This is a genomic window from Streptococcus sp. SS4 (genome assembly GCF_030440125.1).
Classification (GTDB): domain Bacteria; phylum Bacillota; class Bacilli; order Lactobacillales; family Streptococcaceae; genus Streptococcus.
This window is the reverse complement of sequence record NZ_JAQFJM010000010.1, coordinates 34,866-47,728: the sequence shown is the minus strand read 5'-3', so window position 1 is coordinate 47,728 and position 12,863 is coordinate 34,866. Positions and strand designations below refer to the sequence as shown.

General features: G+C 39.9%; 10 protein-coding genes. 7 read left to right on the top strand and 3 right to left on the bottom strand.

Annotation, left to right across the window (positions count from 1 at the left end):
- The first annotated feature begins 4 nt into the window (after nt 1–4).
- The gene (locus PCY16_RS09370) at nt 5–1,885 is read left to right on the top strand and encodes an ABC-F family ATP-binding cassette domain-containing protein (protein ID WP_195414092.1); all 1,881 of its coding nucleotides are present in this window, start codon (nt 5–7) and stop codon (nt 1,883–1,885) included.
- An 85-nt stretch (nt 1,886–1,970) separates the two neighbouring features.
- Here PCY16_RS09370 and PCY16_RS09365 read toward each other — a convergent pair whose 3' ends face one another.
- The 3 genes from PCY16_RS09365 to PCY16_RS09355 form a co-directional block, all read right to left on the bottom strand.
- On the bottom strand, nt 1,971–2,474 hold the full coding sequence (locus tag PCY16_RS09365) for an HdeD family acid-resistance protein (protein ID WP_002886681.1): 504 nt from the start codon (nt 2,472–2,474) through the stop codon (nt 1,971–1,973).
- 68 nt (nt 2,475–2,542) lie between these two features.
- Complete coding sequence (locus PCY16_RS09360; protein WP_002890096.1) at nt 2,543–3,304, bottom strand: NUDIX hydrolase; 762 nt, start codon at nt 3,302–3,304, stop codon at nt 2,543–2,545.
- A 58-nt stretch (nt 3,305–3,362) separates the two neighbouring features.
- Nucleotides 3,363–4,469, bottom strand: a complete 1,107-nt coding sequence (locus PCY16_RS09355; protein ID WP_195414093.1) for an AAA family ATPase — start codon at nt 4,467–4,469, stop codon at nt 3,363–3,365.
- A 357-nt stretch (nt 4,470–4,826) separates the two neighbouring features.
- Between PCY16_RS09355 and gdhA the strand changes: the two genes are divergently transcribed.
- From gdhA to PCY16_RS09325, 6 genes are all read left to right on the top strand, one after another.
- Nucleotides 4,827–6,179 (top strand): NADP-specific glutamate dehydrogenase, encoded by a 1,353-nt coding sequence (gene gdhA, locus PCY16_RS09350; protein WP_037597452.1) that lies wholly within the window; start codon nt 4,827–4,829, stop codon nt 6,177–6,179.
- Between the two features lie 182 nt (nt 6,180–6,361).
- A complete protein-coding gene (locus PCY16_RS09345) occupies nt 6,362–8,005 on the top strand; it encodes a hypothetical protein (RefSeq protein WP_195414040.1) in 1,644 nt (547 codons plus the stop codon).
- Between the two features lie 156 nt (nt 8,006–8,161).
- The gene (locus PCY16_RS09340) at nt 8,162–8,572 is read left to right on the top strand and encodes a peptide deformylase (protein WP_002886693.1); all 411 of its coding nucleotides are present in this window, start codon (nt 8,162–8,164) and stop codon (nt 8,570–8,572) included.
- A gap of 189 nt (nt 8,573–8,761) precedes the next feature.
- Entirely contained in the window at nt 8,762–9,205 is a 444-nt protein-coding gene (locus PCY16_RS09335) for a MarR family transcriptional regulator (RefSeq protein ID WP_195414041.1), read from the top strand.
- A 3-nt stretch (nt 9,206–9,208) separates the two neighbouring features.
- On the top strand, nt 9,209–11,023 hold the full coding sequence (locus tag PCY16_RS09330; RefSeq protein WP_195414042.1) for an ABC transporter ATP-binding protein: 1,815 nt from the start codon (nt 9,209–9,211) through the stop codon (nt 11,021–11,023).
- Complete coding sequence (locus PCY16_RS09325; protein WP_195414043.1) at nt 11,013–12,791, top strand: ABC transporter ATP-binding protein; 1,779 nt, start codon at nt 11,013–11,015, stop codon at nt 12,789–12,791. Before PCY16_RS09330 ends, PCY16_RS09325 begins: the two co-directional genes overlap by 11 nt.
- Nucleotides 12,792–12,863: the final 72 nt, after the last annotated feature.

The following is a 12,863-nucleotide window of genomic DNA, read 5'->3' as shown; positions in this document are numbered from 1 at the left end:
TAAGATGTCAGATTTTATTGTTGAAAAATTAACCAAGTCCGTTGGAGATAAGACGGTTTTTAAAGAGATTTCATTCATTATCCATGATTTGGATCGTATTGGGATTATTGGTGTCAATGGGACAGGTAAGACAACCTTGCTAGATGTTGTCTCTGAGCGTATTGGTTTTGATGGTGATGTGTCACCTTTCACCAAGGCTAATGGCTATAAGATTGCTTATTTGACTCAGGAGCCAGAATTTGATGATAGCAAGACGGTTCTTGAAACTGTCTTGTCATCAGACCTTCGTGAGATGGCTTTGATTCGAGAATATGAAACCCTTATGGCAGAATATTCTGAGGAGAATCAGGCTCGCTTGGAGAAGGTTATGGCAGAGATGGATAGTCTAGATGCTTGGTCCATTGAGAGCGAGGTTAAGACAGTCTTGTCTAAGTTGGGATTGTCAGACCTCTCGCAAAAGGTCGGGGACCTCTCAGGTGGTCTTCGTCGCCGTGTGCAGTTGGCTCAGGTTCTCTTGAATGATGCAGATCTCTTGCTCTTGGATGAGCCAACTAACCATTTGGATATTGATACTATTGCTTGGTTGACTAATTTTCTCAAGTCTTCTAAAAAAACGGTCCTCTTTATTACCCACGACCGTTATTTCTTGGACAATGTGGCCACACGTATCTTTGAGCTAGACCAGGCTAATCTGATTGAATACCAGGGAAATTATCAAGACTATGTGCGTCTAAAGGCTGAACAAGATGAACGAGATGCAGCGGCTCTTCACAAGAAAAAGCAACTCTATAAGCAGGAGTTGGCATGGATGCGAACGCAACCACAGGCACGCGCGACCAAGCAACAAGCTCGTATTAATCGCTTTAAGGAGCTTAAGGGTGAGGTTCACCAAACGGTTAATAATGACGATCTTGAAATTAATTTTGAGACTAGCCGTATTGGTAAGAAGGTGGTTAACTTTGAGCATGTCGATTTTGCTTATGAAGATGGCAAACAAATTCTCAGTGATTTCAATCTTATCATGCAAAACCGTGATCGTATCGGTATTGTTGGGGATAATGGTGTTGGGAAATCGACCTTGCTCAATCTGATTAATGGTGACCTTGTGCCTACAGCTGGTGTTCTGGATATTGGTGAGACGGTACGTATTGGTTATTTCTCGCAGCAAATTAAGGACATGGATGAAAGCAAGCGTGTCATTAACTACTTGCAAGAAGTGGCAGACGAGGTTAAGACAACGGTTGGAACAACTAGTATCACAGAGCTCTTAGAGCAATTCCTTTTCCCTCGTTCTACCCATGGGACACAGATTGCTAAGCTCTCTGGTGGGGAAAAGAAACGTCTTTATCTACTTAAGATTCTGATTGAAAAGCCTAACGTTCTGCTCTTGGATGAGCCGACAAATGATTTGGACATTGCGACTTTGACAGTTTTGGAAAACTTCCTCAATGGTTTTGGCGGCCCTGTCGTTACCGTAAGTCACGACCGCTATTTCTTGGACAAGGTGGCGAACAAGATTCTAGCCTTTGAAGAGGGTGGTGTGCGTGAGTTCTTTGGTAACTACACTGACTACCTTGATGAAAAAGCCTTCTTCCAAGAGCAAGCAGTCCTCTTAGAGAAGGAAAAAGAGCAAGCTAGCGTTAAAGTTGAGAAAGTCAAAGAAGACAAAAAACGCATGAGCTACTTTGAAAAACAAGAGTGGGCGACCATCGAGGATGAGATTGCTGACCTTGAAGCCAAAATCGAAGAGATTGAAGCAGCCATGCTTGAAAATGCTAGTGATTATGGACAGTTAGCCACCCTCCAACGAGACTTGGATGCTGCTAACGAAACCTTGCTTGAAAAGTATGAACGTTATGAGTATTTGAGTGAGCTAGAAGGATAAGCTCTTTAGTAATCAAAGTATGACAAAAGCCCTGCAAATGTGAATTGCAAGGCTTTTTTATGTTTATGTAGTGACTATTTTCTTCCTACCACAAGCGGAACGAAAAGGAGAGGACAGAGACCCCCGCGAAGATAATTAAGGAAGCTACCAAGCGCCCAATAAGAAAGGCTGAGAAAAACGGAGCACTAAAGAGCAGGAGTCCAAAGACTAGACAAATCAAGGCAATTGATAGGGCAGGTTGACCTGAGAAGCCGAATTGACGTTGGCGATAAGCTTGAAAGCCTTGCGTAAATGCTGAGACAAGAAGCCACCAAGCGATAATGGTTACAGCTACGCCCGAGAGCACCCATGCTGATGTTGATAGCAGGATAATACCAAAAACGATGGAAATGATACTCTGAAGTAGTTGGAAGAAGGAGCGGTTTTCGTTATCTCGTTTAAAATAAACCATGAGACTTGAAACACCAGATACCAGCATCACTAGGGCAAATAGCCAACCAACGATGGCAAGAAGATTTGTAGGATTAGCGAAGAAAAAGACACCCAAGAGTGTAATGAGAATTCCACTAATTAATGTAAAACTTTTCATAGGATACCTCTTATTAATTTTCTTAATACTACTATGTAAGTATCAAATTGTCAAACAAAGACCTTACTTTAGAGTGGCTTGATATGATAAGTGTAGGTGGCAGCCTTTCTGGTTCTAGTAGCTACCTGACGACCTGTTTTTTGGAAGAGGTGTTTAAAGCGACGCAAGAAATTTGTGGAATCCATCTTGAGGTAGTCTTCATTGAAGGTACCAAAAAGTTGGCGGTAGGTGGTCAAGGTGTTTTCCTCGGGCATAATGGAAAGAATAGTTGGATAGTATTCGAGTCGTCCCTTGATACGTTCCATAGCTGTTAAGAGAATTTCCCAATGGTCAAAGGCAAGGTCATCATGTGACAGCGTCTTATCACCATCAACAAGTTGCAGTTGACCGTCTACCATGGCAATGTCTAACCAATGCGTAGACGCTGCATCGTCGGCAGCCTTTTCCACTTGAATGTCATTGAAGGTCATGAAGCAGAGGTAAGCCACTGTAATGGTCCACATTCGAGGATCCCGATAAGGTGTTCCCACAGTAATGAGTTGCTCAATATGATCAGGATTGAGTGTAATGGATGTTTCCTCCTGTACTTCGCGACAGACAGCTAGATTGAGATCTTCTTGCTCCTGAACGAAGCCACCACTGAAGGCGTATTTCCCCATGAAGGGATGGTTTTTTCGCTTGATAAGTAAGGTTTGGACTCTTCCTTCATAATAGCGGAAGATGACCGAGTCAACGGTCACTGAGGGCTTAACGTACTTATCCATTTCCTCTCGCTGATAGATGTCCAAAAATTCCTTTTCGCTACCAGAGTTTTCGAAGGTTCTAGTCATATGTTTCCTCCATGTTTGTGTTGTAAGTTTTAAGCGATGATTACGTTGGATTGGTCTTTTAAATATCGATGTGTAGACGTTCTTTGATTGCTTTTTTGGCATTGTGGTAGTTGTCCGCAAAGAAGCTGTCACTATTACTATTTTCCCCTAAAATAACGATTTTATCCTTGAATGGTGATAGGAGGTCTAAGAGATGCTTGGTAAACCAGTCACGTGTTTGGCTATCAGCCATAGTCATGTCACGGAAGCCATCATCCACATAGTTTGATTTTGGCAGAATTACAAAAATCAAATCCCATTTTTCACGGGCTTGAGTTACCTGATAGAGCCGATCCAGCATATCAAATTCTTCTTTAGAAATATTTTCTTTCAAATAGTAGTCGATATAAACTTTTGTGACTGTTGAGTTGGTATCGGCAAAGATAAGTCCTGAGTGCTGCCCTTTATCAATGATATCAGAGGTCTGGGCATATTGATCTGTCAGGAGGTGAATATAATCGTTAGTATCTAACTCGTCATCTCGTACATTATACTTTTCTTGATACTCCCTAGCATATTCAAGAGAGCAGGGAGCGTTGTAAGTTCGGGCCAAATCTTTAACAAGAGTAGTTTTTCCACCACTAGCAGAGCCCACGACAAGAACCTTATGAGTAAAGTGACGACGGAAAGGCTTGGTGATAAAACGCCAATTTTCCATAGGATTGTCTCGAATCTCGGTAGCAGAGATGTTGATAATAGAGCGTTCGATGAGTTCTACCTGAGCTTGAGGATAATAGCGATTGAGCTCGGTCACGTACTCTGGCTCTCCAACATAAAAGGTAATCTTTTCAGGATTATCCGTATTTTTAGAGATAAGCTCTTTGACATGATTAACCCAAGGTACCCATCCCTCGGGATAGGCTGGCATCCCAGCCTCATCCAGTTTATCCACAACGACTAATTCATCATCATAGAAAACTTCTCGAACATAACGGAAACGGCGGTTGAGTGATAGGCCTGCGCGTGTCCCTCGATCTTCTTGTGTGTTGCTGCCACTTACGATGACGAGCACATTGTCATTAGCGCGTTTTGCCTTGGTAATAAGATCAACGTGCCCAACATGCATTGGAGCGAAAGTTCCAAAAACAATGCCGATGTGCTTTCCTGATAATTGCTTTCTTTTCATAAAAAATGACCCTTTCCAAGATTTAGTAAAATTACTAAATTCATAATAACATAGTTGGGGATCTTTGTAAATGTAAAAATAGTAAATTTACTAAATTGTTTTTAGGCTATTTTAGCTTTAAAGTTGAAAAAAAGTTTAAAAAATTTTGGAGAAAAACTAGAAAAATAGAATTCGCTTACATTGTTGAATTGATAACTTTTTAGGAGTAGCTTAAAAAAGATAAATCACTTGTTATGTCATAAAACCTAACATAAAAATCAAAAAAATAGCAGAAAATACTTGACAAGAAGATTCTGAAAATTTATACTATTCATGTAATTAAATTACTAAGGTAATTATTTGAAAGGAAACATTGATATGACAACAGGTAAAGAGTACGTTGCTAGCGTTTTTGAAAAAGTGAAAGCTCAAAATGGCCATGAGGCTGAGTTCCTTCAAGCAGTTGAAGAAGTTTTCGATTCACTTGTTCCTGTCTTCGATAAATATCCTAAATATATTGAAGAAAACCTTTTGGAACGTTTGGTTGAACCAGAACGTATCGTTTCATTCCGTGTGCCATGGGTTGACGATAAAGGACAAGTACAAGTAAACCGTGGTTTCCGTGTACAATTCTCATCAGCTATTGGTCCTTACAAAGGTGGTCTTCGTTTCCACCCATCAGTAAACCAATCAATCATTAAATTCCTTGGTTTCGAACAAATCTTTAAAAACTCATTGACTGGTCAACCAATCGGTGGTGGTAAAGGTGGATCAAACTTCGATCCTAAAGGTAAATCAGATAACGAAATCATGCGTTTCTGCCAAAGCTTCATGACTGAATTGAGCAAACACATTGGTGCAGATACAGACGTACCTGCAGGTGATATCGGTGTTGGTGGACGTGAAATTGGTTACCTCTATGGCCAATACAAACGTCTTCGTAATGAGTACACAGGTGTTCTTACTGGTAAAGGTTTGAACTGGGGTGGATCACTTGCTCGTACAGAAGCAACTGGTTACGGTGCTGTTTACTTTGCAGAACAAATGCTTAATGCACGTGGTGAAAACTTTAACGGTAAAACAGCAGTTGTTTCAGGTGCTGGTAACGTTGCCATCTACGCTATTGAAAAATTGCAAAGCCTAGGTGCTAAAGCTGTAACATGTTCTGACTCATCTGGTTTTGTTTATGATCCAGACGGAATCGACGTTGACTTGTTGAAAGAAATCAAAGAAGTTAAACGTGAACGTATCGTTAAATATGCAGAAGCTCGTCCAAATGCAACCTTCACACCTGCTGGTGGTGAAAAGACAGTTTGGTCTATCAAAGCTGACTTGGCATTCCCATGTGCAACTCAAAATGAATTGGATGAAACAGATGCAGAAACACTTGTAGCAAATGGTGTATTGGCTGTTTCAGAAGGTGCTAACATGCCTTCAACTTTGGGAGCTATTGATGTCTTCCTTAAAGCTGGTGTATCATTTGGTCCTGCCAAAGCTGCTAACGCTGGTGGTGTTGCTGTATCAGCTCTTGAAATGGCACAAAACAGCGGACGTACACAATGGACATTCGAAGAAGTTGATGCTAAACTTTACGATATCATGAAAGGTATCTACGAAAATGCTGCAGCAGCTGCTAAAGAATTTGGTCATGAAGGTAACCTTGTTGTTGGTGCCAACATCGCTGGATTCCTTAAAGTTGCAGACGCTATGTCAGCTCAAGGTATTGTTTAATTAACAGCCTTGACCTGATTAATAAGCCTCTCGATAAAATAAAAAAAGAAGCCTGCGGGTTTCTTTTTTGTTTAGACAGACTTAGGAGGAAGAGGAGTTTTGTGCTTTTTTTGGTATAATACCTTGTAAGAAATCTCTTTCTAGAGTAGATTTTTATGAATTAGAATACGAGAGGAATAATTGTGAGTATTGGAAAGGGTCCCTGTGGGGTAAAAAAGAAGAAGTATACTAATCAGACAGTCATTCTAATAAGTTTTTTGATCAGCATAGTGTCAATACTGCCTATGTTCTTTTTTAGGGACAAGCTTTATGGTGATGATATTGTCTTTCACATTAACCGACTCTTATCCTTGGATACTGTATGGAAGAGTCCTATCAATTTTACGACTAACGGAGGGACCGGACAATTAATCAATACCTTTTATCCTTGGTTAACTTATTATCCTATTTTCATAATCTATAAGCTGACTCAGTCGGTCTTTGTAGCCTGGATGAGTTTTCAGTTTCTTGTTCGCTTTGTAACTTGTTTGCTTAGTTTTTACGGATTACGTTTATTGAACTATTCTGATAAACAGGTGATGATATTTTCTACCTTTTATCTCTTTTCGGGGTATTTCTTGCACAATTCTTATTACCGGGCAGCCGTTGGCGAAACGCTAGCAATGATTTTTCTACCTCTAGTTTTCGTTGGCGTTCGTTTGATAACTTTTGGAGATTACAAGAAATGGTGGATCTTGACTCTTGGGATGCTTGGTTTAGTTTATTCCCATGTCTTATCGGTCCTTTTGGCTTCTGTTGGGATTTTCTTTGCGGTGGTAACTAGTTTTTGGATTTGGGATAATAAAAAAGAACGTGTCCTAGGATTTCTTAAGGCCACCCTTGTCACTCTTAGTATGTCTCTAGCTTTCTTTGTTCCTATGATAGAGCAATTCAAGTATGTCACTCTACGAACGACTTTTAAACCGCTCCTATCAAAGACTGCTTTAAGTCTGGCAGACAACTGGGAGTTGATTCTAAAAAGTGATTTAAGGACTCCATCAGTTAATCTTCTCTACCTCCTGGGCCTAGTGCTAAGCCTGATTTTTACTAAGCGTTTTGTTAAGGTTGGGGAAGCTAGAATTTACCTTTTTATTTCTCTTATTTTAGCTTTTTTAACCTTGAAAAGTTTTCCTTGGCAGTTCTTACAGGCAAGTCCAGTGTCCAACCTTCAATTTCCTTGGAGATTATGGAGTTTTGCTCTGCTTTTCTTCAGTTTAGCCTTGGCGAATATCTTAGAAAATATTTCTATAAAGGCATCGACAATACTTGTCTTGTTAGGTCTTTGTCTAAATATGTTTCAGATTGTTACTGTTCAAGATAAGATGACTAAAGCCAAGAATATATTGCCAAGTCATACAAAAGTCACGAGAGAAATGCTGGCCAAGGGAACTTATAAAAATATAAATGGGGATTATACCAATAAAGAAGTGCCTTTTGGCTTTGTATTTGACAAACATCTTTTCTTGGATAATCAGGAAATCAAGCCATTCATCAGCCGTTCTCCCAACGAGCTAGTTCTTACGGTGACCAACGAGTCTAAAGAATCTAAGGTCTTGTCGTTGCCAGTTTTCTACTACAAAGGACAAGAAGCAAGGATTGATGGGAAGCGAGTAACCACTTACTTAGCTAAGGAAAAGAATCCAACTAATCTAGTCTTACCACCAGGTAAACATGGTGTTGTTTTGACCTATAGCTATACTACAGTTGCTAAAGTGGCAATGAGTGTTTCAACTATTAGTCTTTTGGTTTTTATTGGTTATTTGTATAGAGTGAAGAAAGATGACTAAAAAGGAGCCTGCGGGTTTCTTTTTTTGTCTGTTTTACTAGAGGGTTGGCCTTTTGATATAATAGGTCAAGGTGATTTATTTGGAATGAAGACCTTTGGTTCCGATAAAAGAAGGATATATCATTTCATAGTTTAGATAAGAAAAGGGAGTAAATAGATGATAAAAACTATCGTAAAGGATGTCTTTTTCCTTGGACAAAAATCGACAGAAGCGACTAAAGAAGACCTCTATTTGGCTAAAGATTTGCGTGATACATTGGAGTTTCATAAGGATGCCTGTGTGGGTATGGCTGCCAATATGATTGGAGTTAAAAAGCGTGTCATTATCGTCAATATCGGTTTTGTTAATCTAGTCATGTTTAATCCTGTTTTAGTCAGCAAGTCCTCGCCTTTTCAAACAGAGGAGTCTTGTTTATCTTTAGAAGGAAGTCGTCCAACCAGACGTTATGAGTCGATTGAGGTAGCTTATTTAGATGAACAATGGATGCCTAAACAGTTAAGTTTTTCTGGCATGCCAGCCCAAATTATTCAACATGAATTGGACCATTTGGAGGGTATTATTATTTAGATAGCCTAGCTCAAGCGTTGTTAGGTTTTAGAGTCCAAAGCCCTAATAATCACAGTTACGGGAGTGAGAGTGGAAAGCAATATTCTTTTTCACTCTTTTTTAGTTCTCATAGGAACCTTTTTTTCTTGACAATAGTTCTCATAAGAACTAAGATAGTTTCCATGAGAATTATTCAAGGAGGAACTTGCGATGCATGGAAAAGATCCTTTTAGTGACTTCAGAGAAATCATCAATGCTATGGAATCTCGCGTGCAAGAGTTAGGGAAGGTCCACGGTGTTGAACATTTAGCCGGCCCACAAGGATTTGCCGTCAGGTACTTGTTTGAGAACCAAGATAAAGAAATCTTTATCAAAGATATCGAGAAAAGGCTATCTATATCTAAATCAGTAGCTAGTAATTTGGTCAAACGTATGGAGAAAAACGGTTTCGTTGAATTGGTGACATCGGACAAGGACAAACGCTACAAGTATGTTCATCTGACAGACTTGGGTAAAAAGAAGGCCCAAGATGTTGGACATTTCCGAGAGGCTATCCATGAACAGCTATTAGAAGGCATTTCGAAAGAGGATGCTGAAACAGCTTTTCGGGTCTTTCACCAAATTCGTAAGAATTTAGAAAAAAATAAGGAGTAACTTATGTTTAAAATTTTTAAACGTTTGACAGCAAAAGAGTTAAGCATGATTATCTTAGCTGTGATATTTGTTTGTTTGAACGTCTATCTAAACTTGAAAATTCCAGACTATATGTCTGATATTACGACCCTCTTATCAACCAAGGGGACTAAGGCGTCAGATATTTTTGCCTGGAATACAGATGCCCCAGGGATGCGAATGCTTTTAATGTCCTTTGCGGGCTTTATGGCCTCAGTAGTGGTTGGTTTCCTAGCTGCCAGAACAGCAGCAAGTTTTACAACCCGTCTTCGTGATGATATCTTCCATCAAGTTCTAGATTTTTCGGATGCAGAGATTAAGCAATTCTCCATTCCTAGTCTTTTGACCCGCACGACAAATGATATTACCCAATTACAGATGGTACTGACCATGGGACTACAGGTCATTACACAGGGGCCTATCATGGCCATTTGGGCGATTACAAAGATTGCCGATAAAAATGGAAATTGGCTCCTTGCCTTGCTTGTCGCTGTGGCAGTGATTGCCGTTCTCATGCTCTTCCTCTTAATTATGGTTATGCCTAAGCAACGCTTGATTCAAACTCTGACCGATAAACTGAATAGCGTAACGCGTGAATCTCTTACAGGAATTCGTGTGGTGCGTGCCTACAACGCCGAAAGTTATCAAGAGGATAAATTTGAAAAGGCCAATACTGATTTGACCCAAAACAACCTCTTTATCGGTCGTTCTTTTGCCTTGCTAACACCGGTAATGACTGCTGTATCCAGTGGTTTGACACTGGCTATTTATTGGATTGGTGCGCATCTGATTGAAGATGTTAAGATTCCAACAGATCCAGCGAAAATTGCTGGTGCCATGGAAGACAAGGTCCATCTCTTCTCAGATATGGTTGTCTATTCGTCTTATGCTATGCAGGTTGTTATGGGATTCATGATGATGATTGTCGTTTTCTTCCTTCTTCCACGTGCCGTTGTAGCAGCTGGCCGTATCAATGAAGTTCTAGATACCCAATCTTCAATCTCTTACCTTAAAAAAAGTTCTGAAAAACCTAAAGACGTGGGCACTGTCGAATTCGATGATGTTTCCTTCCGTTATTCTGAAACTTCAGAGCCTGTTTTGGAGCATGTTAGCTTCAAAGCTAAAAAGGGTGACACGGTTGCCTTTATTGGTTCGACTGGGTCTGGTAAATCAACGCTTGTCAATCTTATCCCACGATTTTATGATGCCACGCAAGGAACTATCAAGGTTGACGGTGTGGATGTACGACATTATGACCACGAAACCTTGCACAATATAGTCGGTTATATTCCACAAAAGGCTGTGCTTTTCTCAGGTAATATCACGTCAAATATGACAATGGGAACGAGCAATAATAGTCCTATAGATGACGCTAAGATTTGGGAAGCTCTCGAATTGGCTCAAGGAAAAGACTTTGTTGAAAATAAAGAAGGCCAACTTAAGGCAGAAGTGGCTCAAGCTGGGTCTAACTTCTCAGGTGGCCAGAAGCAACGTTTGGCTATTGCGCGTGCACTTGCCCGTAAGCCTGAAATCTTGATTTTTGACGATTCCTTCTCAGCTTTGGACTATAAGACTGATCGTAAACTGCGTCAAGAATTGTCTGAAAAAACACAAGATATGACCAAGTTGATTGTTGCTCAACGTATCTCTACTATTATGGATGCTGATCAAATCTTGGTACTTGATCAAGGTAAAGTAGTCGGGCAAGGAACCCACAAGGAACTCTTGGCTAACAATGAGGTTTACCAAGAAATTGCTTATTCACAATTGTCTAAGGAGGAGTTAGAAAATGGAAAATAAGCCAAAAACATCGTCCTATAAACGTTTAAAACCCTATATTAAAGGTTTCCCAATTCCCTTTGTCCTTGCGATTGTTGGAGCAATTATTTCAGCTGTCATTACAGTTATTGGACCAGATAAGCTTAAAGAAATTACCAATACTATTACTGAAGGTATTACACCTACCAAAATGGGGACGATTCCAGGTATTGATTTGGATAAGGTGACAAGTATTGCTATGACCTTGGCTGTTCTCTATGCCATTTCAGCGATTGTTGGTTATTTACAAAGTTTTACCGTTGCGACAGTTACACAACGCTTTTCACAACGTTTCCGTACAGCAATCCAAAAGAAAATCAACAGTGTTCCCCTTAATTATTTTGACAGTCATTCTCAAGGGGACACCCTCTCTCGTGTGACTAATGACGTTGACCTTTTGGGACAATCTCTTAGTCAAGGTCTGGGTACCCTAATTACTTCAAGTGTTCTCTTGGTCGCAGCCATTATTATGATGTTTTACTCAAATGTCACTATGGCTTTCACTGCGATTGGTTCTGTCCTGATAGGATTTGTTCTAGTAGCCTTCATCATGGGTTTCTCACAACCCCTTTTCAAACGTCAACAAGAAAATTTGGCTAACATTAATGGATATATTGAAGAAATCTACACAGGTCAAGCAGTTGTAACGAGTTACAATGCATCTGAAGAAAGTAGTCAAGCTTTCAAGGGGCTTAATGATAAGCTCTATAAATCGATGTGGCAATCTCAGTTTATCTCAGGTATTATGATGCCACTTATGATTTTCATTGGGAACTTTGGTTACGTCATGGTCTGTCTTGTGGGAGCTATTAAGGTTATTGATGGTAGCTTGACTATTGGTGATGTGGTAGCCTTCATGACTTATGTTCGTATTTTCTCACAACCTCTTTCTCAAATTGCACAAGGGATTACACAGCTCCAGTCAGCCACTGCAGCTATTGGTCGTATCTTTGAATTTTTGGAAGAAAAAGATATGGATGACGAATCAGGTAAGACAGCTGAATTGACAGATACTAAAGGTCAAGTTGTCTTTGATCATGTTTCCTTTGGTTATACTCCTGAAAAGACTATTATTCATGATTTTTCAGCTCTTGCTAAGCCAGGTCAAAAGATTGCGATTGTTGGTCCAACAGGTGCTGGTAAGACGACTATTGTTAACTTGCTTATGAAGTTCTATAACATCGATCAAGGCCATATCACCATTGACGGTGTAGATACTGGCGACATGAAACGTGAAACTGTCCATGATCAATTCTCTATGGTGCTTCAGGACACTTGGCTCTTTGAAGGTACTATTCGTGATAATTTAATTTACAACCAAGAAAATATCTCTGACGAGCAAGTTATTGCTGCAGCCAAGGCTGTCGGTGTTCACCGCTTTATCACCACACTTCCAAAAGGTTATGACACTTATTTGGATGATTCTGTGACATTATCAGTTGGTCAGAAACAGCTCTTGACCATTGCACGTGCCCTTCTGAAGGATGCCCCTCTTCTTATCTTGGATGAAGCGACATCATCTGTTGACACCAGAACAGAAGAATTGATTCAAAAAGCCATGGACAAACTTATGGAAGGTCGGACTTCCTTTGTCATTGCTCACCGCTTATCAACTATTAGAAATGCTGATCTTATCCTTGTGATGAAAGATGGGAATATTATTGAACAAGGAAATCATGATGAGCTCATGGCAGCAGATGGTTTCTATGCTGATCTTTATAATAGTCAATTTACAGAAGAAGTTGCCTAAACTTTTCTTATAAAATTATAAGATTTTACAAAAAAACATAGAACGTATGACTGTCAGTCATGCGTTTTGTGT

Bases quoted from the DNA above. Each gene is read 5' to 3' on its own strand.
- PCY16_RS09330 (WP_195414042.1), top strand. From the start codon at position 9,209: ATGTTTAAAATTTTTAAACGTTTGACAGCAAAAGAGTTAAGCATGATT.
- PCY16_RS09335 (WP_195414041.1), top strand. From the start codon at position 8,762: ATGCATGGAAAAGATCCTTTTAGTGACTTCAGAGAAATCATCAATGCT.
- gdhA (WP_037597452.1), top strand. From the start codon at position 4,827: ATGACAACAGGTAAAGAGTACGTTGCTAGCGTTTTTGAAAAAGTGAAA.
- PCY16_RS09365 (WP_002886681.1), bottom strand. From the start codon at position 2,474: ATGAAAAGTTTTACATTAATTAGTGGAATTCTCATTACACTCTTGGGT.
- PCY16_RS09340 (WP_002886693.1), top strand. From the start codon at position 8,162: ATGATAAAAACTATCGTAAAGGATGTCTTTTTCCTTGGACAAAAATCG.
- PCY16_RS09355 (WP_195414093.1), bottom strand. From the start codon at position 4,469: ATGAAAAGAAAGCAATTATCAGGAAAGCACATCGGCATTGTTTTTGGA.
- PCY16_RS09370 (WP_195414092.1), top strand. From the start codon at position 5: ATGTCAGATTTTATTGTTGAAAAATTAACCAAGTCCGTTGGAGATAAG.
- PCY16_RS09325 (WP_195414043.1), top strand. From the start codon at position 11,013: ATGGAAAATAAGCCAAAAACATCGTCCTATAAACGTTTAAAACCCTAT.
- PCY16_RS09360 (WP_002890096.1), bottom strand. From the start codon at position 3,304: ATGACTAGAACCTTCGAAAACTCTGGTAGCGAAAAGGAATTTTTGGAC.